This is a genomic window from Asticcacaulis aquaticus (assembly GCF_028550415.1).
In the GTDB taxonomy this organism is placed as follows: Bacteria; Pseudomonadota; Alphaproteobacteria; order Caulobacterales; family Caulobacteraceae; genus Asticcacaulis; species Asticcacaulis aquaticus.
In genome coordinates, this window is record NZ_JAQQKX010000004.1 from 163,553 (window position 1) to 185,508 (window position 21,956).

General features: G+C 62.9%; 19 protein-coding genes. 3 read left to right on the forward strand and 16 right to left on the reverse strand.

Going from position 1 to position 21,956, the window contains the following annotated elements; all coding sequences use genetic code 11:
* Nucleotides 1-17: 17 nt before the first annotated feature.
* The 13 genes from PQU92_RS06940 to htpX form a co-directional block, all read right to left on the reverse strand.
* The gene (locus PQU92_RS06940; protein ID WP_272747487.1) at nucleotides 18-1,703 is read right to left on the reverse strand and encodes an AmpG family muropeptide MFS transporter; all 1,686 of its coding nucleotides are present in this window, start codon (nucleotides 1,701-1,703) and stop codon (nucleotides 18-20) included.
* Nucleotides 1,704-1,773: 70 nt separating this feature from the next.
* Entirely contained in the window at nucleotides 1,774-3,315 is a 1,542-nt protein-coding gene (locus PQU92_RS06945; RefSeq protein ID WP_272747488.1) for a response regulator, read from the reverse strand.
* A gap of 71 nt (nucleotides 3,316-3,386) precedes the next feature.
* Nucleotides 3,387-4,979: a YifB family Mg chelatase-like AAA ATPase gene (locus PQU92_RS06950; RefSeq protein WP_272747489.1), complete on the reverse strand. Its 1,593-nt coding sequence runs from the start codon at nucleotides 4,977-4,979 to the stop codon at nucleotides 3,387-3,389.
* A 203-nt stretch (nucleotides 4,980-5,182) separates the two neighbouring features.
* Nucleotides 5,183-6,139, reverse strand: coding sequence for a glutathione synthase (gene gshB / locus PQU92_RS06955; protein WP_272747490.1), 957 nt, complete (start codon nucleotides 6,137-6,139; stop codon nucleotides 5,183-5,185).
* A gap of 63 nt (nucleotides 6,140-6,202) precedes the next feature.
* Nucleotides 6,203-6,568, reverse strand: coding sequence for a YraN family protein (locus tag PQU92_RS06960; RefSeq protein WP_272747491.1), 366 nt, complete (start codon nucleotides 6,566-6,568; stop codon nucleotides 6,203-6,205).
* Nucleotides 6,565-7,419 carry a 16S rRNA (cytidine(1402)-2'-O)-methyltransferase gene (gene rsmI, locus PQU92_RS06965; protein WP_272747492.1) on the reverse strand — a complete coding sequence of 285 codons (855 nt, stop codon included), beginning with the start codon at nucleotides 7,417-7,419 and terminating at the stop codon, nucleotides 6,565-6,567. Before rsmI ends, PQU92_RS06960 begins: the two co-directional genes overlap by 4 nt.
* A 30-nt stretch (nucleotides 7,420-7,449) precedes the next feature.
* The gene (locus PQU92_RS06970; protein WP_272747493.1) at nucleotides 7,450-8,052 is read right to left on the reverse strand and encodes a hypothetical protein; all 603 of its coding nucleotides are present in this window, start codon (nucleotides 8,050-8,052) and stop codon (nucleotides 7,450-7,452) included.
* Nucleotides 8,053-8,098: 46 nt separating this feature from the next.
* A complete protein-coding gene (gene hemW / locus PQU92_RS06975; protein WP_272747494.1) occupies nucleotides 8,099-9,226 on the reverse strand; it encodes a radical SAM family heme chaperone HemW in 1,128 nt (375 codons plus the stop codon).
* A gap of 19 nt (nucleotides 9,227-9,245) precedes the next feature.
* Nucleotides 9,246-10,850, reverse strand: coding sequence for a bifunctional phosphoribosylaminoimidazolecarboxamide formyltransferase/IMP cyclohydrolase (gene purH, locus PQU92_RS06980; RefSeq protein WP_272747495.1), 1,605 nt, complete (start codon nucleotides 10,848-10,850; stop codon nucleotides 9,246-9,248).
* A gap of 199 nt (nucleotides 10,851-11,049) precedes the next feature.
* Nucleotides 11,050-12,783: a heparinase II/III family protein gene (locus PQU92_RS06985; RefSeq protein ID WP_272747496.1), complete on the reverse strand. Its 1,734-nt coding sequence runs from the start codon at nucleotides 12,781-12,783 to the stop codon at nucleotides 11,050-11,052.
* A gap of 6 nt (nucleotides 12,784-12,789) precedes the next feature.
* Entirely contained in the window at nucleotides 12,790-13,449 is a 660-nt protein-coding gene (gene rpe / locus PQU92_RS06990; protein ID WP_272747497.1) for a ribulose-phosphate 3-epimerase, read from the reverse strand.
* 11 nt (nucleotides 13,450-13,460) lie between these two features.
* Complete coding sequence (locus PQU92_RS06995) at nucleotides 13,461-14,867, reverse strand: RsmB/NOP family class I SAM-dependent RNA methyltransferase (RefSeq protein WP_272747498.1); 1,407 nt, start codon at nucleotides 14,865-14,867, stop codon at nucleotides 13,461-13,463.
* A gap of 152 nt (nucleotides 14,868-15,019) precedes the next feature.
* Complete coding sequence (gene htpX / locus PQU92_RS07000) at nucleotides 15,020-15,940, reverse strand: zinc metalloprotease HtpX (RefSeq protein WP_272747499.1); 921 nt, start codon at nucleotides 15,938-15,940, stop codon at nucleotides 15,020-15,022.
* A gap of 90 nt (nucleotides 15,941-16,030) precedes the next feature.
* Here htpX and PQU92_RS07005 point away from each other — a divergent pair, with 90 nt between their 5' ends.
* On the forward strand, nucleotides 16,031-16,267 hold the full coding sequence (locus tag PQU92_RS07005) for a DUF1674 domain-containing protein (RefSeq protein ID WP_272747500.1): 237 nt from the start codon (nucleotides 16,031-16,033) through the stop codon (nucleotides 16,265-16,267).
* Between the two features lie 184 nt (nucleotides 16,268-16,451).
* Here PQU92_RS07005 and pyrF read toward each other — a convergent pair whose 3' ends face one another.
* Nucleotides 16,452-17,138, reverse strand: a complete 687-nt coding sequence (pyrF, locus tag PQU92_RS07010; protein WP_272747501.1) for an orotidine-5'-phosphate decarboxylase — start codon at nucleotides 17,136-17,138, stop codon at nucleotides 16,452-16,454.
* Between the two features lie 82 nt (nucleotides 17,139-17,220).
* Here pyrF and PQU92_RS07015 point away from each other — a divergent pair, with 82 nt between their 5' ends.
* Nucleotides 17,221-17,937 carry a MarC family protein gene (locus PQU92_RS07015; RefSeq protein ID WP_272747502.1) on the forward strand — a complete coding sequence of 239 codons (717 nt, stop codon included), beginning with the start codon at nucleotides 17,221-17,223 and terminating at the stop codon, nucleotides 17,935-17,937.
* A gap of 188 nt (nucleotides 17,938-18,125) precedes the next feature.
* Here PQU92_RS07015 and PQU92_RS07020 read toward each other — a convergent pair whose 3' ends face one another.
* Entirely contained in the window at nucleotides 18,126-18,920 is a 795-nt protein-coding gene (locus PQU92_RS07020) for an SDR family NAD(P)-dependent oxidoreductase (RefSeq protein WP_272747503.1), read from the reverse strand.
* Nucleotides 18,921-18,929: 9 nt separating this feature from the next.
* Nucleotides 18,930-19,349 carry an Rrf2 family transcriptional regulator gene (locus tag PQU92_RS07025; RefSeq protein WP_272747504.1) on the reverse strand — a complete coding sequence of 140 codons (420 nt, stop codon included), beginning with the start codon at nucleotides 19,347-19,349 and terminating at the stop codon, nucleotides 18,930-18,932.
* Between the two features lie 419 nt (nucleotides 19,350-19,768).
* Between PQU92_RS07025 and PQU92_RS07030 the strand changes: the two genes are divergently transcribed.
* A complete protein-coding gene (locus PQU92_RS07030) occupies nucleotides 19,769-21,796 on the forward strand; it encodes a potassium transporter Kup (RefSeq protein WP_272747505.1) in 2,028 nt (675 codons plus the stop codon).
* Nucleotides 21,797-21,956 lie beyond the last annotated feature (160 nt).

Consider the following 21,956-nt stretch of genomic DNA (forward strand, 5'->3'; position numbering starts at 1 on the left):
TATAAGGGCGAAGCCGTTCAGGCCTCGCCCTTTTCCCTGACCGCACCCACGCGGATCAGCCACACGGCCAGCACCACCGCAACAAAACCGATCACCGCCGTATAGGTGAAGAACAGCATATAGCCCGCCCCCAGCGCTTCGCGGCTGACGCCTAAGGTCTCGGCGGGCTTGGTGAACGACACAGCAGGCAGGTTGTGCAGCCACGGCAGGAACGGGGCAGCCAGTCCGCCCTGATCGGCCCCCTTGGCCGCGCTTTCGACGATGCGGCCCGACTGCGAGGCCAGAAGCTTACCCGGTAAGGCATAGAGCGACGACAGCAGCGCGTATTGTGGGGCGGCAAAGCCTTCGGAAATCATCGATGACATATAGGCGATCAACACCGTTCCCGCGAACCCGCCGGAGATATTGTCGATGGCCAGCGTCAACGAGAACGCCGGGACGCTGTCGCCCTGCGTCGCCAGCCACGCATAGGCGAGGTTCGACGCCGAGCAGATGACCGCGCCGGTGATCAGGCTGAACTTCATGCCGAAGCGCGTCATGCTCAGGCCCCCGGCGGTGACGCCGATAATGGTCATCACCACGCCGAAAATCTTGCGCACCTCACCGATCACGGCCAGATCGAAACCCAGATCGACATAGAAGGCCCCGTTGATATTCAACAGGAAATCCGCAAGGCGATAGACGCAGATCGTCGCCAGAATGAGCCCCGCCAGATTTTCATAACGTTTGAAGAAGTCGGCGATGGGCTCGACAAAGGTCTGGCGCAGGTACGCTCCCGGGCGCGTCGGTACCTTCGGCAACGGCACACAGGCGAGGAACATCAGGCCGAGACCGAGGATGACCGCGGGCAATTGCAGGAAGATGCCGGTCTGTTTCGACGTCCACACGGCCTTGACCGCGTCGTAAGCTTCGGCGCTGGGGAAGGCGAACTGGAACAGGCTGATATTAGCGGTCAGGCCCGCCCCCATAAGCGAGGCGGCAATGACCATCAGCAGGATACGCCCGCCCCATTCGAGGCCTTCGGTCACCGGATGCGGCGGCAGATCACCGTAGTGGATGGCACGGATCGTGTGGACGCCTTCTTTCGCGAGTAAGGTTCCGATCAGGCCCAGCCCCATCAGCGCCGCCATCAGGGCATAGGCAAAACCCCAGCCCAGCGTTTCGGCCAGAATCAGCGGTACAATCCCGGCGATGAACGGGGCCACGCGCGCGCCCCAGGCATAGGCGGTGGCCATGACGCCCTGCCCGTCCTCATCGGCGCTTTCGATCCGCCACGCATCGACCACGATGTCCTGAGTCGCGCCGACAAAGCCGAGCATGACAGCGATCGCCGCCATAAGCGCCAGATTTTCCTGCGGATTAAGGCCGGAAATCAGCCACAGCCCCAGCATGACGAGGCTTTGGGTCAGCAGCATCCAACCGCGCCGGTGACCGAGCAGCGGCGTCAGAATGGGCAAAGGCACACGATCGACCAGCGGCGCCCAAACGAATTTCAGGCTGTAGGCAAAGGTGGCCAGCGAGAAGAAGGCAATGACCTCCAGCGACAGACCGACGGTCCGCAACCACACTGACAGGGTGTCGAAGATCAGGGTCAGGGTCAGGCCGCACGAAAAACCGAGGCAGATCATGGCCAGCACCTTGCGCTGGAAGAAGGGGCGCACGGCTTGCCACAGGGTCGGCTTGGCGGGTGGAGTGTCGGTCATGGGGGCCCCGGAAATCGCAATTCAATCGATCATCGGGGCAGTTGCCTGATTTGGCAAGGTTCGATGACGTTTAAGCCGCCTGCGATTGACCGCACCATTGCGACAGGCGGTGGCGCAGGGCCGCCAGTTCGATCGGCTTGGTCAGGAAGTCGTTCATCCCCGCGGCCAGACAGGCGCGGCGGTCCTCTTCGTACGCATTGGCCGTCAGGGCGATGATCGGCGTCAGATGGCCACTGGCGCGTAATTGCCGTGTCGTGCCGAGGCCATCCAGACCGGGCAGCCCCAGATCCATGAACACGATATCGAAGCCACGATGCGCCATGATTTCCAGCGCCTCTTCGCCCGAAGCCGCCCGCTCGACGCGGCAGCCTTCGCGCTGCAGAAGGATTTGCGCCAGAAGCGCATTGACCGGATTGTCTTCGACCAGAAGCGCGGTGACGTTCTGACCCGAGGCCGTCAGGATACGCTCGTCTTCGGGGGTGACCGGACGCGCCTCGGCGGCGACGGGCTTCAACGACAGGGTTTCGATACGCTCTTTCAGCGAGTTGCGGCGCAGGGGCTTGATCAGGTAACCCGCCCAGCCCTTGTCGCGCCAGGCGCTGATCTCATCGCGCTCTTCGGGTGCCAGCAGGATCAGGCTGCGATTGTTCGGCGCGGGCACCGGTTCGCCCAGGGTCCGGCGGTCGGCCAGCACCACGGTGCGGGCGCGTTTGCCCGCCTCCTTGAGCGTGCGCACCGTGCGCATCGGCGTCTGAAAGCTGTCGAGGTGGCTTTGCGCACTGGTGGTGAGGATCGGATTGGCCGTAATCAGGACCGTGTCCGCCGGCGCATTGACGATCACGGGCTTGCGCAAAGTATACGGAATCTGGAACTCGACGCTGAACAGCGAGCCCGAGCCGAGTTCGGAGTCTAGCGTCAAGGTGGCGTTCATCGCCTCGACCAGCTTCTTGACGACGACCAGCCCCAGACCGGCCCCGCCATATTGCCCCGAGGCGTGGGACGGATCGACCTGACCGAATTCCTCGAAAATACGGGCGCGGGCCTCTTCCGGGATGCCGTCGCCGGTGTCGCGGACACCGAAGCGGATATGGCCGGTCTCGGTCAGGGACACATCGATCAGGACGCCACCGGATTGCGTGAACTTTATGGCGTTTCCGGCCAGATTGAACAGGATCTGGCGCAGGCGGCCTTCGTCGATTTGGATCGATTCCAGTTGCGCATCCAACTTCCAGGCGATTTCGATACCCCCGGCATGGGCGCGCGGCGACAGCAGTTCGGCGACGCTTTGCAGCAGGGGTTCTAATTCAACGCGGTGGATTTCCAGACCTATATGCCCGGCCTCGATACGGGCATAGTCGAGCAGATCGTTGACGAGGGTCAGCAGGTGTTCACCCGATTCGCGCGCCGTTTGCAGATAGGACTGCTGTTCGCCGCTCAACGGCGTGCGGTTGAGCAGGGACAACATGCCCAGCACACCATTCAGCGGGGTGCGGATTTCATGGCTCATCAGCTTGAAGAAATCCTCACGCGCCTTCAGCTTGGCCGCGGCGTCACGGGCATCGGCCTCGGTAAGCAGGGCGGGAACGGGGGCAGTCGTGGAGCTGTGGCGCATGGATATATTCTTCTCGCAGAGGCCTGTTTTTCAGGCCGTGATCACTGTAGCCGAGAAACCTTAACGACGGCTCAAAGCGATCCGTTTTGCGGCGAAAATCGCGCCGCAACAGAGGCAGCGGGCGCTTCGGCCTCCATCGGCGAGGTCCGGCGATAGACCAGGGCCTCAGCCACATGGCGGCGCAGGATCGGCGTCTCCTCGCCGCTCAGACTGGCTTCGATATCGGCGATGGTCCGCGCCAGACGCACACAACGCGTCCAGCCCCGCGCCGACAGGTTCGAGCGCTGTGCCGCCTGAGTCAGCAGGGTTTTGGCCGCCTCATCAAGCGGTGCGATTTGCTCCAGACCCGATCCCGACGCCGTGGCGTTCAGCGCCTGTTCGGGCGACAGACCCAGACGCTGCGCCCGCGCAACCTGTATCTGTCGCGCCGCCAGCACACGCGCGGCGACCTCGGCCGAGCCTTCGGCGGGCGGCGGCAGGCCCATATCCGCAGCGGTGACCGGCGGCACGTCGATTTGCAGGTCGATACGGTCCATCATCGGCCCCGACACCCGGCTCTGATAATCGCGCAGACACTTCGGCGCCTTGCCACAGGCCCCCTTCCCCACCCCGCCATAGCCGCAGCGACACGGATTCATGGCGGCGACCAGTTGCACCCGCGCCGGATAACGGATGTGGTGGTTGGCGCGGGCGACGACGACTTCGCCGGTTTCCAGCGGCGCGCGGAGGCTATCCAAGGCCTGCGCCGAATATTCGGGCAGTTCGTCGAGGAACAGTACCCCGTTATGCGCCAGAGAGATTTCCCCCGGTTTGGCGCGTAATCCACCGCCCGTCAAAGCCGCCATCGACGCTGAATGGTGCGGTGCCCGAAACGGTCGATCGCGCGTCAGATTGCCCTTTTCCAGCAACCCCGCCATCGACCACACCTGCGAGGTTTCCAGCAGTTCGGACGAGGTCAGCGGCGGCAATATACCCGGCAGGCGTTGGGCCATCATCGACTTGCCCGATCCCGGCGGGCCGACGAACAGCAGGTTATGGCCACCCGCCGCCGCGATTTCCAGCGCGCGCTTGGCCGCCTCCTGCCCCTTGACCTCGCGCAGATCGGGCGCGGCCTGACCGGCCACGACCTCACCCGGTGACGGCGGCGACAACACCGCATGACCCTTGAAATGGTTGATCAGATCGATCAGCGAGCGCGGGGCCAGAATCGGCACATCCCCCGCCCACGCCGCTTCACGGCCGTTTTCCTCGGGACAGATCAGCCCCATATTGAAACTCGATGCGGCCAATGCGGCGGGCAGCACCCCGGCCATCGCACCGATACGCCCATCGAGCTTCAACTCACCCGCACAGACATAGGCGTCGAGCGCATCCTGCGGCAAGACACCCATCACCACCATCAGGGCCAGGGCGATGGGGAGGTCGTAGTGCGAGCCTTCTTTCGGCAAATCGGCAGGGGCCAAATTGACGACGATACGCTTACCCGGCAGGCTCAGACCCATGCCCGCAAAGGCCCCGCGTACGCGTTCGCGGCTTTCGGCGACGGCCTTGTCCCCCAGCCCGACGACGACGAAAGCGACATTGCCAGAGGTCAGTTGCACCTCGGCTTCGACGCGGTGCGCCTTAGCCCCTTCGAACGCAATCGTTGTGACCCGTGCCGGCATGACTCCCCTCCCAACCCCGTGGAAGAAACCATCGCAGGTATTATAGGGTTGATCCCACCACCTTATATTGATTTCTTATCCACACCCTAGGGAATGAAAATAGACAAATCAAGAACAAAATTGGAACAAATGGGGTAATTTTTTGTATACGGGCTTATTTTACCGTGTGCGTGTGCAAAAATTCGGAAAATATCTCAGTGTTTTCAAGCCTGACCTGTGGATAACCGGCGATCCACAGCGTCCCAGAGCGCGTCCCCGGCATCGATCCCGTCGAACGTTTTCAGTTGCACCGCACCCGTCGGAGAGGTGACATTGATCTCGGTCAGATAGTCGCCGATGACGTCGAGACCCACGAACATCAGGCCGCGCGCCTTGAGTTCCGGTCCAACACGGGCACAGATTTCCAGATCGCGCGGCGTCAGCGTCGTTTGCACCGCCGTACCACCGACGCGCAGGTTCGAACGCACAGCGTCCTTTTCCGGCACGCGGTTGATGGCCCCGACGACCTCACCGTCGACAAGGATGATGCGCTTGTCGCCGGCCGACACGGCCGGAATGAATTTCTGCAGGACCAGCGGTTCGCGCCCGATGGCGGCGTGCAGTTCGATCAGGGCATCGAGATTGCGGTCATCGGCCTTGAGCTTGATGATACCGCCACCCGCCGCGCCGTGCAGCGGCTTGAGGATCGTGTCGCCGTGCTTCGCCTGAAACTCCCGCAGGGCCACCGGATCGGCGCTGATCAGGGTCGGCGGTTGCAGGCCCTGAAAATGCTGGGCAAACAGCTTTTCCGGACAATCGCGGACGCTCTTAGGGTCATTGACCACCAGCGTCTTCGGATGGATCATCTCCAGCAGATAGGTCGCGGTAATGTAGGCGATGTCGAAGGGCGGGTCCTGACGCATCAAGACGACGTCGATGTCCGTGCCGAGGTCGAGCGTCTCATAATCCCCGGCGGTGACGTGATCGCCTTTGACGGGGCGCAGGCTTACCTTACGCGCACGCGCCTTGACCTGACCGTCTTCGAGCGACAGATGCTGCGGCTCATAGACCCACAGTTCATGTCCCCGGTTTTGTGCCGCCATCATCAGCAGGAAGGTCGTGTCCCCGGCGATATTGATCTTTTCGATGGGGTCCATCTGGATGGCGACGCGCAGGGTCATGGGGTATCTCTCTGTTGCTTTGTTCTATGTAAACCGACGGCGCGCAACGGCAAGAGGGCGGGCTCAAATACCTTCGGAAAAAGCGTCGCGCACATGTTTTACGCCCTGCGGGGTAATGGCGTAGAGATCGACGTGCAGATCGTATTTGCGCAAGGCGGGTTTGCGATCCTGAAGCTTCAGCCCCGCCTGCCACAGGCGGTGTTGCTGCACCGGGCCGACAGCGGTCACGGCCTCCAGAAGCGTGCGGCGCTGCTTGACCTCTATGACGCAGAGGCGCTTGCCTTTGAGTGCCAGAATATCGATCTCGCTTTCCGGCGTTTTCAGGCGAAACCCGAGGATGCGATGACCGGTCAGCATCAGGTGACCAAGCGCGATATATTCGCTCAGATGGCCGCGTTTGTGCGCCTTCTGCCCCCGTTCGCGCCTCATTTTTTCAGATCGAGCGCGCGTTTGTAGATCACCTTGCGCGGCAGGTCGAAGCGCTGGGCCAGGGTCGCGGCGGCCTCGGACGGGGCCAGGGTTTTCAGCGCATCGAGGATGGCCGCATCGAGGTCGTCTTCGGAGGTTTCGACGGCTTCGGCGGGACCGATCAGGACGACGATTTCGCCTTTCGGTTCATGCAGTTCCTCACGCGTGACGAGGTCGCTCAGGCGGCCGCGCACGCAGGTCTCGTAGAGCTTGGTCAGTTCGCGGCACACCGCCGCGTCGCGATCACCGATGGTGGCCAGCAGATCGCTCAGGCTGTCGTGCAGGCGCGGGCCGGTCTCGAAAAACACCACTGTCGAGGCGAGGGTTTTGAAGTCGGCGAAGAAGGTCTTACGGGCGCTCGATTTGTTGGGGGCGAACCCGGCGAACATGAAGCGGTCGGTGGGCAATCCGGCCAGACACAGCGCGGCCATGACGGCGGACGCACCGGGGATCGGGTGGACGCGCGCGCCGACACCTAACGCCATATTGACCAGTCGAAAACCGGGGTCGGAAATCAGCGGCGTCCCGGCGTCCGACACCTGCGCCACGACTTCGCCGGTGTGCAGGCGGGCGAGGATTTCGGGGATGACCTGCGGGCCGGAATGGTCGTCGTAGCGGATCAGCTTTTTCTTGAGATCATAGGCCGCCAGCAGCTTGCCCGTCACCCGCGTGTCCTCGCACAGCACGACATCGGCGGCGCGCAGGACATCGAGCGCGCGTAACGTAATATCGCGCAGATTGCCGATCGGCGTGGCGATGATATAGAGCCCGCCTTCGACAGGACGGGGCGGCGGCGCAAAGAAATCGGTCATGCGTTCTTATTGGCGCACGACGCGGGGAAGTCAAATAATCCCGACGCAGGTGCGGGCGACCTGGCGTTTCTGGGCGTCGGTCAGTTTGACGCCCTTGACCTTCCAGTCGAGCAGGCCTTCGCGCGCCACGACCAGCCAGCTATCGCCACTGATATTGTACTGACGGGCGTTGAAACTGCCGTAACGGATGCGCGGATCGGGCTTCCAGCCGGTCTTGACCGGGGTCGGCTTGAGGTGGCGGATCAAGGTGGCGAAACCCTCCGGCTCCCCGGCGGCCTGCGCACACAGATGCAGGTCCGGGCCTTTCAGCGGCGGCGCGTCGGGTTCGCGCTTCTTGCGGATGATCAGGGCCGCGCCCTGGTCGAAGATGCGGTTGAGGAAGCCGCGCTTGCGCTTCGGATCGGCGGGCGGGGATTGCGGCGCGGCCTCGAACGGCTCGATGTCTTTGTACAGGCTATTGGTGATGGCGGTGCCGTCGATCAGGGCTTCGAGGCGGTTGAGATCGGGCTTACCGGCAAAGGTCAGGGTCTCGATGGCCACGCTCTGGGCGCGGTAAACATCGTAACAGACCACGCCGCCGATGACGGCCAGCAGGATGGCCGAAACGATCAGATATCTACGCCATTTGTGCATGCAACACCCCTTAAGCACGCGACCGTAACCGGCAATTCGGCAGAAATTATGACAGGAGTTCCAGCAACAGACGATCCAGAACCACGCGGCCCTTGTCGGTGGCTCTAAGGCGGTCGTTACGGATGTCGAGGAAGCCGTCATGGATCAGGTCGTCGCGTTTGATCAGCGACAGGCTTTCGATGCGTTCCAGCCGTACGCCGTCGATCAGACGCAGGCCGAGCATCAGGGCCTCTTCGGCGGACTCGTTCGGCGATAAGCGTTCATGCTCGACGCCGGTGCCGTGGTCGCCGACGCGGACGATATAGGTGCGCAGATCGCTTTCGGAGACGGTGGCATGGCGGGCATTGTCATAGCTTATCCGACCATGCGCGCCGGGGCCGACGCCGATATAATCCACACCCTCCCAGATATTCACATTGTGCGCCGAGCGCGCGGCAAGGCCTTTAGCGTGGTTCGACACCTCATAGGCCTCGAAACCCAGATCGTTCAGCACCGATTGCGTCGTATAATAGAAGGCCTCACCCAGTTCCGGCGCGGGCAGACTCAGCTTGCCGCGCCGGGCGGCGCGCCCGAACGGCGTATCGGGCTCAAGGCTCAGTTGGTAGGGCGAGATGTGTTCGACGCCCAAGGCCGCCGCGCGTTTCAGTTCCGCCGCCCAATCCTCAGGTGTCTGCCCCGGCAAGGCATAGATCAGGTCCAGCGAGACGCGCTCGAACACCGACAGAGCCGTGTCGAGGCCGAGCAAGGCTTCGCGGGCGGAATGGTTGCGCCCAAGAAATGTCAGCGCGGTGTCATCCAGCGACTGGATACCGATCGACAGGCGGTTGATCCCGGCAGCGCGAAAGGCTTGGTAGCGCGAAATCTCGGCGTCGGTCGGGTTGGCTTCGAGGGTGATTTCGACGGGACCGGACGGTGGAAACAGGCGGCGGGCTTCATCGATCAGGGCGGCGACCCATTCGGGCGACATCAGCGACGGGGTACCGCCACCGAAAAAGACCGAGGCCAGCTCACGCGGTCCCAGCCACGACGCCTGAGTGCGCAAATCGGCGAGGATCGCTTCGAACAGCGCGGTCTGCGTCGCGATCTGGCCCCTATCGCGCGTGACGTTGAAGTCGCAATAGGGGCAGATGCGCGCGCAATAGGGCCAGTGGATATAGAGGGCGACCGGGGTCATGCCTGTGCCGCCCATTATTTTAGTGACGGAAGACGCGTACGCCGGTGAAGGCCATGGTCAGACCCGCTTCGTCGGCGGCGGCGATCACGTCGGCGTCCTTGATCGAGCCGCCGGGCTGGATGACCGCCGTGGCACCGGCAGCGGCAGCTTCAAGCAGGCCGTCGGGGAACGGGAAGAAGGCTTCCGACGCGCAGGCCGAACCCTTGGCCAGCGACTCCGTCAGGCCCAGCTTTTCGGCGGCTTCCTGCGCACGAAGCGCCGCGATGCGCGCCGAGTCGCGACGATTCATCTGACCGGCGCCGATGCCGGCGGTGCGGCCTTCCTTGGCATAGACGATGGCGTTCGACTTCACGTGCTTGGCGACCGTGAAAGCGAACAGCATGTCCTGAATCTCGGTCGGGGTCGGTTGGCGCTTGGTGACGATCTTCAGGTCCGGCGCGAGGATACGCGCGGTGTCGCGCGACTGGACGAGCAGACCCCCGGCGACCGAACGGAAGACCTGACCGCCACTCAGCGGATCGGGCAGCGAGCCGGTGACCAGCAGGCGCAGATTCTTCTTGGCCTTGATGACCTCGACCGCGTCATCGTCCACGGCGGGGGCGACGATAACCTCGGTGAAGACCTCGACGATTTTTTCCGCCGTCGCACGGTCAAGCTTGCGGTTCAGCGCCACGATACCGCCGAAGGCCGAGACGTCGTCGCACTCCAGCGCACGCTTATAGGCCGTCAGCAGGTCCGGGCCGACGGCGACACCGCACGGATTGGCGTGTTTCACGATAACGCAGGCCGGTTCGTCGAATTCGGCGACCAGCTCGATGGCCGCGTCGGTGTCGGCGACGTTGTTGTAGCTCAGTTCCTTGCCCTGAAGCTGGGTCGCGGTGGCAACGCCCGGACGGTCTTCGCCGGTCTTGTAGAAGGCGGCGGACTGATGTGGGTTTTCACCGTAGCGCATGGTTTGCAGGCGCGCCCCGGCAATCGTCTTGCGCTCGGCATAGGTGTCGCCAAGCTGTTCGGCGAACCACGACGACACAGCGCTGTCATAGGCGGCGGTGCGGGCAAAGGCGCGAGCGGCGAGCGACTTGCGCAAAGACAGACCGGTCTTTCCATCGGTGGTGATGGCGGCGATGACCTCGTCGATTCCGGCCTTGTCGACGCAGACGGCGACATAGGGGTGGTTCTTGGCCGAGGAGCGGATCATGGCCGGGCCGCCGATGTCGATATTCTCAATCGCCGCCTCGAAGCCACCCCCGGCGGCGACGGTCTTTTCGAACGGATAGAGGTCGATCCACACGATGTCGATGGGGGCGATATCGTGCTCGGTCAACGCTTTCGCGTGTTCCGGCGCGTCGCGATAGGCGAGCAGGCCGCCGTGGACCTTGGGGTGCAGGGTCTTGACGCGGCCGTCCATCATTTCGGGGAACTGCGTCAGGTCCGACACGTCCTTGACCGCGATGCCCGCATTGGCAATCGCCGCGCGCGTCCCGCCGGTCGAGACGATTTCGACGCCTGCGGCCGCGAGCGCCTGAGCCACCTCGATCAGGCCGGTCTTGTCCGACAGCGAGATCAGGGCGCGTTTGGGCGTGACAAAATCAGGGGCGGGCGGGAAATCGGGCGCGGCGGGCATGGGCAGTCCATTCGGAGAGGTTGGGGAAATATGCGCGCGGTGTACACAACGAAGCTGCAAAAGGGAACCCACTTTATACCCTCTCCCTGAGGGAGAGGGAGGCCTGAAAGGCCGGGTGAGGGGGGACTGCTAGCCATGAGCGCAAGATTACCATTTCCCCCTCACCCCAACCCTCTCCCTCAGGGAGAGGGGGATAAAATCATCCCTCCGCTGGGGACAGCTTCCAGCGAATGCGCGTCGGGGTATCCAACCGACATATCCCACGCAAACATAACGTCGTCGACTTCTTCGGCAGGCCCTTGTCGAACACCGCCGACTCCTCGATTACCACTTCCTTGGCGTCGTGGCGCAACCACCAGCCGCGCCCGCCGGGACCGCGCAGCAGGATCGAACGCTTGTCGCGCGCCAGAGAGGCCTGCACCTCCGGGTGTAGCAGGAAGCGCAGCGCATAGGGCGCCGAGGCCGCCAGTTCCTTTTTCGGCTCGACCGGGATCATCTTCTCTTCACCGCGCAGCTCGTCACGGCCCGGATCGACATAGAGGCGACGCTCGTGCTTGAGGCCGAACTGCGGTCGCCAGCCTTCGTGTTCCATCTCCAGCAGCGAACCGGAATCGTCGGATTCGATGCGGCGCGAGCGGATGCGATAACGCAGCCCCTCCAGCGTAAAGTGCAACAATTCGCCGAACTTGCCGGTGATCGGGCTGAGGATGACGCCTTCACCGATGGTCAGGCTGTTGGACGCCGACACCACGCGGAAGCCATGCTGATCCGATTGCTGCGACGACCAGCCGGGGGTAACGAACAGTTTGTCGCGCCCGCCGGACACCTCGAAATTCATCGGGTGGTCGCAGGCGCCGTAACCCAACACACCGGGCTTCGGCTCACCCGCATCGACGAACACACTGAGCGAGCGCCCCAGCATCCGGTGATAGCGCCCGTGTTCCAGCGACAGCGGCAGGTTCGACAGGGCCAGAGGCCGTTTATCTTCGTGCAGCAACGCCGGGGCGACCGACTCGCCGTCGACCGACTCGCCGCCCTGGAACGCGCACAACGACCCGTCGGGATGTGAAAGTGTGCGCACGAAGCGGCTCAGGCGCTCGATGGCGACCTCAAGATATTCGGGGATAGCCAGACCGCGCTGATTGAGGGCATCCTCGATCAGCAGCAGGTCGTAGAGAAGCTCCAGACCCGCCTGCGGGCTGCGCGAGGCATGCGAGCCATCGGCCATGATGGCGCGCTTCAACGCCTTGGGCAGGATGCGCAGACCCTTGCGGCGCAAGCGATCGCCGACGTGGCCGGACAGGACGCAGCCGACCAGCACCAGCGCCGTGGCCTTTTGTGTATACCACGCCAGATGTCGCGGCAGACGCCACAATTGCCGCGCTTGCTCGGCCATCGACCGCGCCAGAATCTGCGCCTCATCCTCCGACGCATAGGCGGCCAGTCGGCGGGCGAAAATGCTCAGATTGATCAGGCGGCGCGCCATGACCTCCTGCGACCAGACGAACGGCGTCCAGGTGCGGAAGGTCTTTTCCCACAGGAGAAACAGGCGCAGGCCTTCCTTGACGCCGTCCTCGCCCTGGGTCAGCAGGTGGCGCAGCCAGCAGAAACGGTGCAGTTCAATGGCAAAGGAGCGTGTCGGCGACGGTCGGTTCCATGGATCGCCGGAGCCCTGCGTGCTCATCCGCGCCCCGCCGAGCGTATAGCGGCCCGCCATCATCGCCTTGCCGGTCGTGGCGACCGCCGGGCGGATTTCGTGCGGTGCGGCGATAAAACCTTCGATCGACGGCCCCTTGAGCGTCAGGCCGTAGCCCGGCATGCCATAGACCTCGGCGGCGATCTGACGCCGCGCCCAGGCCCGCACCACCCGCCACCACGGCGCGCGCGGCACGACCTGACCGGCAATGGCGATAGGCTGCTCGTAGGCCTGCATCTCTCGTTACAGGCCTTTCAGGGTCTTGATGTTCGAGGCATAGGCCGACGGACCGCCCTTGAAGACGGCAGTCCCAGCAACCAGCGCCGTCGCGCCGGCGGAGACGCACGACGCCGCGTTTTGCAGATTGACACCGCCATCGACCTGAAGGATCGCCGGGTGGCCCAGCGCGTCGAGCTTTTGGCGCACGGCCTCGATCTTGCGCAACTGCGTGTCGATGAAGCTCTGGCCGCCGAAGCCCGGATTGACGCTCATGATCAGAATCAGGTCGAGATCGTCCATGATCCATTCCAGCCCTTCCAGCGGCGTCGCCGGATTGAGCACGACGCCGGCCTTTGCGCCGAGGTGCCTAATCTGACGCAGGGTCCGGTGCAGGTGCGGCCCCGATTCCGGGTGTACGCTCATGATGTCCGCCCCGGCATTGCGGAAGGCTTCGAGATACGGATCGACCGGTGCGACCATCAGGTGGACGTCGAAGATCTTCTGCGTATGCGGACGCAGAGACTTCACCACGTCCGGCCCGATGGTGATATTCGGCACGAAGTGACCGTCCATAACGTCGATGTGAATCCAGTCGGCCCCGGCGGCGTCGATGGCGCGGACCTCTTCGCCCAGTTTCGAGAAATCCGAGGCGAGGATGGAGGGGCAGATCAGGGGCGTCGTCATGGGCGTAACTTTTAAACTGGATTGCGCTTGAGGTGGGCGATAAAGAACCCGTCCTGACCTCCCTTACGCTGATGCGGCAGCAATCTCAACCAGCCTTCGGGCGCAATTGAGGCGGCGGGAATATCCGGGTGTTGATCGGCGGTGTGTTTGACCAGCGTAAAGGCCTTGTTCCGGCGCAGGAAGGCCAGAATCTGCGTTTCGCCCTCCTCGCGCTCCAGCGAACAGGTGCAGTAAACAAGGTCGCCGTTCGGCGCGACGCGGTCGGCCAGAGCGTCGAGCAGTCGGTGCTGCACGTCGGCCAGCTTGGCGACATCGGCGGGTTTCGAGCCCCACAGCACATCCGGCTGACGGCGATAGGTGCCCGTCGCCGAACAGGGCGCGTCGACCAGCACGACATCGAACTGACGCGGATCGTCGAAGGAGGCCGCATCGGCATTGTGGATTTCGGCGGTCATGCCGAGGCGTTTCAGGTTGTCTTCGACGCGCTTGAGACGGTTCTTCGACCGGTCGATGGCCACCACCGACGCGCCCTTGGCGACCAGTTGCACGGTCTTACCGCCCGGTGCCGCGCAGACATCGAGCGCGGTCTTACCGGTCAGATCACCGAGCAGATTGACCGGCGTCGCGGCGGCGATGTCCTGCACCCACCACAGGCCGTCCTCGTAAGCTTCCCAATGACGCAGATCGCCGCGCAGGCTGGAACGCATATTCAGCTCGCCGATGGCCTCGCCTTCCAGTTTCTCCAGCAGGCGGTCGCGGTCGGCGCTGTTGCGGAAGCTGAGGTCGGTCGCCGGTTCCTCGGTCAGGACATTGGCCATGGCCGCGACATTGTCCTCGCCATAGGTTTGCAGCCAGCGCTGCCACAGCCAGTCGGGCATCAGCTTCTTCGGATTGACGTCGCGCAGGCCGCCTTCGCGGATCAGGCCGCGCAGGATGGCGTTGATCAGGCCCTTGAACGGACGCGTCTTGTTGTCGCGCTCGGCGATCTTGACCGTAGTCGAAACGGCGGCGAAATCGGGGACCTGCATGAAGAAGATCTGCGCCATGCCGATACGCAATAGGGCGCGCACGGCTTCGGGCGGCATCTTCTGGGTCTTGTTATGGATGATGTGGTCGAGGTGCCCCAGACGGCGCAGCACCAGCAGCGCCAGAGCGCGGGCAAAGGCGCGCTCGCTGTCCGACAGCTTGAGGAATTCGGCGGTCGATCCCGCTTCGTCAAAGCCGCCGCGATGGTCGAGCGCCGCCTCGATCAGCTTCAAGGCGCCCAGACGGGCATTGAGGCCGATATCGTTGTCCATCGACTCGTCCGGCGCAGGCTTGGGGGCCTTGATGGGCCGGTCACCGGGGGACGGTTTTTTGAACGGGGCTTTTTTGAAGGCAGGTTTTTTGAAGGTCGGCTTTTTAGGCGGGAGGGACATATCTTACTCTAAGATGCTGGGCGTTATTCCCTCTCCCTGAGGGAGAGGGTGGCCTGAAAGGCCGGGTGAGGGGGGAAAGGCAGAACCGCGCTCTTGGCTGACAGTTCCCCCTCACCCCGGCCCTCTCCCTCAAGGGAGAGGGAGAGAGAGAATTAGCTCATAGGCGTTGTCGGCACGCTCGTAAAGCCACCCGACGCGCTCTTACCGCGACCCCCCATGCGCACCGCCAGATCCATCAGCGCGCGGACGCGATTGTCCGTGGCCGGATGGGTCGAGAAAAGATTGTCCATCCGGCGACCTGACAGCGGGTTGATGATGAACATGTGCGCCGAGGCGGGATTGCGTTCCGCCTCGTGGTTGGGGATGCCGTGCGCGAAGTTCTCAATCTTGCGCAAGGCACGCGCCAGACTTTCCGGATCGCCGCAGATTTCGCCGCCCAGCTTGTCGGCTTCGTATTCGCGTGTCCGGCTGATCGCCATCTGAACCAGCATGGCGGCGATGGGCGCGAGGATCGCCATCAGGATCGCGGCGATCGGATTGATGCCATCCTCATCGTCGCTGTTGCCCGCGCCAAAGAACATGGCGAAATTGGCCAGAGACGAGATCGCACCGGCAATCGTCGCGGTGATCGTCATGATCAGGGTGTCGCGGTTCTTCACGTGGGCCAGTTCGTGCGCCATGACGCCACGGATTTCCGACCGGTCGAGCGCGCGCAGAAGTCCCGTCGTCGCGGCCACGGCAGCGTTTTGCGGATTCCGGCCGGTGGCAAAGGCGTTCGGTTGATCGTTATGGATGACGTAAACCGCCGGCATGGGCAGACCTGCGCGCTGGCTCATCTCGGCGATGTCATTGTAATAGTCGCGGATCAGGCCGGTGGCTTGCCGCGGATCGACGGGCTCGGCCTGATAGGCCTTAAGCACCATCTTGTCGGAATTCCAGTAGGCGAAGGCGTTCATGGCCAAGGCAAGGCCCAGCGCGATCAGCATACCCGCAGGCCCGCCGATAGCCAGACCGATCACGCCGAACAGCGCGGTCATCCCTGCCAGTAGCATAAAGGTCTTGAACGGGTTCATCGGGGTGTAAGCTCCTATATTGGATTGCGACGGCAATCCTTCAGGTCTAAATATAGGGAAACCCGCGTTGAATTTAAGGCGATTACAAATATGTCATCCGAAAATCACGACGAATCCGCCCCGCAATCGTTTGAATCGGAAGAAAAAATCGAAGCGCCCGCGAAGATTTTGACGCCTGCCGCCCAGCGCGCTCTGGCCGAGGCCGAAGAACGTCGCGCTCAGGCCGAAGTCGAGCGCCTGAAAGCCATCGAGGAAGGCGGCCCCAGCGGCCCTGAACCCACGCGCTACGGCGACTGGGAACGCAAGGGCATCGCGGTGGATTTCTAAAGCTTATACCTCCCCGACTTGTCGGGGAGGGGGACCGCACGAGCCCGCATAGCGGGTGAGATGTGGTGGTGGGCGTTCTTACTTATTTACGAGCGAGACTGCTGAAACAATGTAAGATACCCCACCACCATCTACGCTTCGCTTGATGGCCCCCCTCCCCGCGCAAGCGCAGGGAGGTATGAAATTACGCCAACTCCGCCAATATCTTCTGCACAGCCTCAACCGGATCGGCGGCGCGGGTGATCGGGCGACCGATGACCATGTGTGAGGCCCCGTTGCGGATGGCATCCGCCGGAGTCGCGATCCGCTGCTGATCGTTGGCGTCCGCCCACGACGGTCTAACCCCCGGCGTCACGATCAGGAACTCAGCCGGTACCCGGGCACGGATCATGGCCGCTTCGTGCGGGCTGGCGACCACGCCGTCCATCCCCGCTTCGACCGCCTGATCGACGCGGCGCTTGACGAGGTCTTCGAGCGCCATGCCGTAGCCCATGTCATCCAGATGCGCCTGAGTCAGGCTGGTCATCACCGTCACCCCCAGAAGTTTAGTGTTGTCCACCCGCCCCTTGACCGCCGCCGCCATGACTTGCGGCTCGGCATGGACGGTCAGCATGTCGCAGACGCCCGACGAAATCGCCTGTGCCGCGCCTTCGACCTGCGCCCCGATATCGTGCAGTTTCCAGTCCTGAAACACCTGTTTGCCTTGCGCGCCCAGTTCTTCGACCAGCGCATAACCGCCCTTGCCCAGCAAGGTCAGGCCGATCTTGTAGAAGCTGACGTGATCGCCCAGCCGCGCGACCAGGGCCCGCGCCGAGTCCAGATCGGGCTCATCAAGGGCGACGATAATGCGGGGATCGGCAGGGAGGGACATGAGAGACTCCGAAAGTTTTTCCTGTAACCAGATGCGCAGGTTTGGTACAGACAAACCCTGCGCTGGCATTCAGGGGAGCGTCATGGGCCTGGTTGAGCTTTACGTCAACTTTTTCATTACGCTGTTCGCGCTGCTTGATCCCATCGGCAATGTGCCGATCTTCGCCGCCGCCACGCGGACGCAGTCGGATTCGTCGCGCCGCTGGCTGATCGTCTATATCTCGGCCTTTGCCGCCCTGTTCCTCAGCTTCTTCTTCTTCACCGGCCTTGGCCTGCTGCAGTTCTTTGGCATTTCGATGGACGCGTTCAGGATCGCGGGCGGCATATTGCTGTTCCTGCTCGGGCTCGACATGACACGCGGCGACTTCCTGTCGATGTTCGAGGAAACCGAGTCGCTTACCGAAGAGACCCTCGACGCGCATGGGATGCCTTTGCGGGGCCGCGACCGCGCCAAAAAATCGTTCGAGAAGTTCGTCGTGCCCTTTGCCATTCCGCTTTTGATCGGACCGGGCGCGATTTCGACCGTTATCATTCAGGCCGGCGAAGCGCAGAAGTGGGGCGTCACCGGCATGGCGGTGGGCTTGGGCGCGATCGTTTCGGCGGCGCTGGCGACCATGCTGGCCTTCTTCTTTTCCGGATCAATTTCGAAGCTGCTGGGCCGCGTCGGGATGGTAGTGGTGATCCGGGTACTGGGCCTGATCCTGTGCGCGCTGGCGATCCAGATCATTATTTCCGCCGTCAGCGTCATCACGCACGACATCATCGTGCCAGCGGCCGCGCATCCGTACAGCGGGCAGTAGACCCTATATCATACCTCCCCAGCTTGCTGGGGAGGGGGACCGCACGAGCCATGAAATGGCGAGATGTGGTGGTGGGGGTTCTTACTTTCTTGCAATCGTGGCCAATGAACCTCCGCAAGATACCCCACCACCCCCGCGATAAATCGCGGCGGTCCCCCTCCCCGGCATAGCCAGGGAGGAATAAGAAGTCACCGCATCATGCGTCGCAACTGATTCGAAATCAGTTCCAGCGACCAGTCGTCCGGCAATATCTTCAGCACTGCCGACAGGAACTTGTTTGGCGCGCCCGGCACGCAGATCGCGCGATTGGCCTCCGCCGCCTGATAGCCTTCGCGCGCGACCTCGTCGGCACCCATCCACATCCATTCCGGCGTGTTCTGGCTGATGATGCGGCGCGAACCGGTCACATCGTGGAACTCCGAATAGGTATAGCCCGGACACAGGGCCGAGACGTGGACATTATGGTCGCGCGCCTCAAGGTGCAGACCTTGCGAAAACCGCGTCAGATAGGCCTTGGCCGGGGCATAGAGCGTGTCGCCGGGCGACGCGGGCAGGTACGAGGCCAGAGACGCCACATTGATGATGCGGCCGAATTTCTGCTCGATCATCCCCGGCAGGACCAGATGGGCCAGCTCGGTCGGGGCCTGCATCAGCACCCGCATGAAGGTTTCGTGCGCAGCGAAATCATTACCGACAAAACCTTCCGGTAAACCGTACCCGGCGTTGTTGACCAGCCCGTCGACCTTGCGCCCGAGCGCGGTGACGAAATCGACCAGTTTCTGCGGTGTACCGGCCTCGGCCAGATCAGCGGCGATGAAGTGCGCCTCGACGCCGAAGCGCAGACGAATCTCCTCGACCAGCTTTTCCAGCCGCTCCTGACGGCGGCCCGTCACGACCACGTCCCAGCCGTGCGAGGCATAGACACGGGCGAAGGCCAGCCCTATGCCCGAAGTCGCACCGGTAATGAGGACAAGGCGGCGCATTCAGATACCTCAGATATTCCTGATCAGATCAGCGACGGTGATTTTGGACAAGGCGGCGGTGGCGGCGGAATTGGCTTCCTTCATCGCACCCGACACGGCCTTGGGTATGGCCTGACCGACGGGGCAGCCATCGGCCCCGGGAGGTGCCGAGCCCAGATGCGCGCAGCCGTTTACGGCGTGCAGCACTTCGTCGAGCTTGATCTCACCGGCGTTTTTCAGCAGCCACGTCCCCCCGGCAACGCCGGAACAGGTATTGACCAGCCCGGCCTTGGCCAATTGCGTGGTCATGCGGCGGATGACGACCGGATTGGTCGGGATCGACGCCGCCAGCACCGACGAGGAAACCGCCTGTTCGCGCGAATAGGCCCCCTTGTGCGCCAGATAGGCGAGGGTGTGCGCGGCAACAGGAAATCTTTGACTGTCGGACATGGTTGTACTCTTGTTACGATAATTCAGGGCTTATTCCTAGAGCCCTGTGCCGAAAAGTGGGAACCGGTTTTCGGCTACAACAGGGCGAGAACCATGAGCCCTGTGCCGAAAAGTGGGAACCGGTTTTCGGTTACAACAGGGCGAGAACCATGAGCCCTGAGCCGAAAAGTGGGAACCGGTTTTCGGCTACAACAGGGCGAGAACCATGAGCCCTGTGCCGAAAAGTGGGAACCGGTTTTCGGCTACAACAGGGCGATAATCATGCGGATTCCGGCTGTTAACCCCTTTTAGCATAGGTTGCTGCGCACACGGCTCTTCGCCTGTGCGGGATTGTGGATTGAAACCTGTCTGAAATGGGCGTATGGAGCGCGCCGTTCAAGCGAGGACCGCGCATTTTGCGGGGCCTCAGGAGAGTTTGCATGATCGGGGTTCCCCCTTCCGAAGCCAGCCCATCTTCCGGGGCTTCGGACACCACCGGCACGACCGGCGAAGCGGACAAAGGCGCCGCACACAAATCCGCACATCACGAGTCGAACGGACAGCACAGCAACGGGCATCATGCCGGTTTCTGGGCTTTGGCCATCGGGTCGGTCGGCGTGGTGTTCGGCGATATCGGCACCTCGCCGCTCTACGCCTTCAAGGAAGCCCTGGCCGCCGCCGCCCATGATGGGGTGACGCGCTCGGAAATCCTCGGCGTCGTGTCGCTGGCCCTGTGGGCGATGATCCTCGTCGTGACGGTGAAATATGTCGGCTTCATCATGCGCGCCGACAACAAGGGCGAAGGCGGGGTCCTGTCGCTCATGGCCCTGGCCCAGCGCGCCATCGGCAAGCGCACGGCCATCGTCTTTACACTCGGCATCATCGGCGCGGCGCTGTTCTACGGCGACGCGGTGATCACCCCCGCCATGTCGGTGCTGTCGGCGGTCGAGGGTCTGCGCACCATTCCGGCGCTCGAAGGCCGTATCTCAACCGAGATGGTTCTCCTCATCGCGGGTGTCATGCTGATCGGCCTGTTCAGCTTCCAGAGCAAGGGCACGGCCAAGGTCGGCCTGCTGTTCGGACCGGTCTGTCTCGTCTGGTTCACCGTCATGGCCGTCCTTGGCGTCATGCAGTTCGCCGGTCGTCCGGAAATCCTGATCGCCATCAATCCGTGGTACGCGGTCGAGTTCCTGATGGAGCACGGTCTGGCCGGGTTCATCGTACTGGGCGCGGTGTTCCTGACGGTGACCGGGGCCGAGGCCCTGACCGCCGATATGGGCCATTTCGGGCGCTGGCCGATTCAGGCCGCCTGGCTGTTCTTCGTTCTGCCCTGTCTGGCGCTCAACTATCTGGGTCAGGGTGCCTTGGCGCTCAACGTCCTATCGGCGTCTCAGGCGTCGGGCGCGCCGTTCGAGGAACTGAACTGGTTCTTCGAAATGGCCCCGCTGGCGCTGCGTTTGCCGCTGGTCCTGCTGGCCGGTCTGGCCACCGTCGTCGCCTCGCAAGCCGTTATCACCGGTGCGTTCTCCCTGACGCAGCAGGCGATCCAGCTCGGTCTTCTGCCGCGCCTGAACGTCAAGCGGACCTCGGAAACGCAGGAAGGCCAGATATTCGTGCCGCAGCTCAATTCGATGCTGCTGGTCGGCGTCATGGTTGTCATGGTCACCTTCCAGACCTCGTCGGCTCTGGCCCATGCCTATGGTTTGGCCGTCACCGGCACCATGGTCGTCACGACGCTGATGGCGGCCATCGTCATGCGTCAGATGTGGAAATGGGGCTGGCCGCGCGTACTGGCCTTCATCATTCCCTTCGCCATCCTCGACCTCGCCTTCCTCAGCGCCAACATGCTGCGCTTCTTCTCCGGCGGCTGGTTGCCAGTGCTGATCGGAGCGTGCCTGTTCACCGTCATGGCGACGTGGGTACGCGGTTCGCACATCCTGCTCGATAAGTCCCGCCGCGACAGCGTCTCGCTGACCGACCTTGCCGACATGCTCAAGAGCCGCCCGCCGCACCGCGTGTCGGGCACGGCGATTTTCCTGACCTCGGACCCCGACGTCGCCCCGGTCGCCCTGATGCACAATCTCAAGCACAACAAGGTGCTGCACGAGAAGAACATCATCCTGACCGTCCACACCAAAAGCATTCCGCGCGTCAACGAGTCCGAACGCATCACCATCGAGTCGCTCAATGACGACTTCAAGAAGCTGACGGTCAGCTACGGCTTCATGGAAAGCCCGAACCTGCCCAAGGCGCTGGGCATCTGCCGCAAGCAGGGCCTTAAGTTCGACATCATGGCGACCTCGTTTTTCCTCGGCCGTCGCTCAGTGGTGGCCTCGGCCAATTCGGGGATGCCGCTGTGGCAGGACCGGCTATATATCTTCCTGATGCGCAACGCGACCAACCCGACGGAGTTCTTCCATATCCCGCCGGGCCGGGTGGTGGAATTAGGCACTCAAGTCAGCGTTTGATCATGGGGGAAAAGGATTTTCCCCCATGTGCCCCCTTTTCAATATCGTGAAAAAGTCTCTCGGGGCGGCCCGTCGAGACTTTTTCTCTTTTTAGCTAAGCAAGTTTGTTTGCCGATAGCGACAAACAAACTTGCATCGTAGCCCCTCTGGTCTTAAACGC

Coding starts and splice junctions, on each gene's coding strand:
- purH (WP_272747495.1), bottom strand. CDS start 10,850: ATGCCCGCCGCGCCCGATTTCCCGCCCGCCCCTGATTTTGTCACGCCC.
- PQU92_RS07025 (WP_272747504.1), bottom strand. CDS start 19,349: ATGTCCGACAGTCAAAGATTTCCTGTTGCCGCGCACACCCTCGCCTAT.
- PQU92_RS06985 (WP_272747496.1), bottom strand. CDS start 12,783: ATGCAGGCCTACGAGCAGCCTATCGCCATTGCCGGTCAGGTCGTGCCG.
- rsmI (WP_272747492.1), bottom strand. CDS start 7,419: ATGACCGATTTCTTTGCGCCGCCGCCCCGTCCTGTCGAAGGCGGGCTC.
- PQU92_RS06940 (WP_272747487.1), bottom strand. CDS start 1,703: ATGACCGACACTCCACCCGCCAAGCCGACCCTGTGGCAAGCCGTGCGC.
- PQU92_RS06960 (WP_272747491.1), bottom strand. CDS start 6,568: ATGAGGCGCGAACGGGGGCAGAAGGCGCACAAACGCGGCCATCTGAGC.
- PQU92_RS06995 (WP_272747498.1), bottom strand. CDS start 14,867: ATGTCCCTCCCGCCTAAAAAGCCGACCTTCAAAAAACCTGCCTTCAAA.
- PQU92_RS07015 (WP_272747502.1), top strand. CDS start 17,221: ATGGGCCTGGTTGAGCTTTACGTCAACTTTTTCATTACGCTGTTCGCG.
- PQU92_RS06970 (WP_272747493.1), bottom strand. CDS start 8,052: ATGCACAAATGGCGTAGATATCTGATCGTTTCGGCCATCCTGCTGGCC.
- PQU92_RS06950 (WP_272747489.1), bottom strand. CDS start 4,979: ATGCCGGCACGGGTCACAACGATTGCGTTCGAAGGGGCTAAGGCGCAC.
- hemW (WP_272747494.1), bottom strand. CDS start 9,226: ATGACCCCGGTCGCCCTCTATATCCACTGGCCCTATTGCGCGCGCATC.
- htpX (WP_272747499.1), bottom strand. CDS start 15,940: ATGAACCCGTTCAAGACCTTTATGCTACTGGCAGGGATGACCGCGCTG.
- pyrF (WP_272747501.1), bottom strand. CDS start 17,138: ATGTCCCTCCCTGCCGATCCCCGCATTATCGTCGCCCTTGATGAGCCC.
- PQU92_RS06945 (WP_272747488.1), bottom strand. CDS start 3,315: ATGCGCCACAGCTCCACGACTGCCCCCGTTCCCGCCCTGCTTACCGAG.
- rpe (WP_272747497.1), bottom strand. CDS start 13,449: ATGACGACGCCCCTGATCTGCCCCTCCATCCTCGCCTCGGATTTCTCG.
- PQU92_RS07020 (WP_272747503.1), bottom strand. CDS start 18,920: ATGCGCCGCCTTGTCCTCATTACCGGTGCGACTTCGGGCATAGGGCTG.
- PQU92_RS07005 (WP_272747500.1), top strand. CDS start 16,031: ATGTCATCCGAAAATCACGACGAATCCGCCCCGCAATCGTTTGAATCG.
- PQU92_RS07030 (WP_272747505.1), top strand. CDS start 19,769: ATGATCGGGGTTCCCCCTTCCGAAGCCAGCCCATCTTCCGGGGCTTCG.
- gshB (WP_272747490.1), bottom strand. CDS start 6,139: ATGACCCTGCGCGTCGCCATCCAGATGGACCCCATCGAAAAGATCAAT.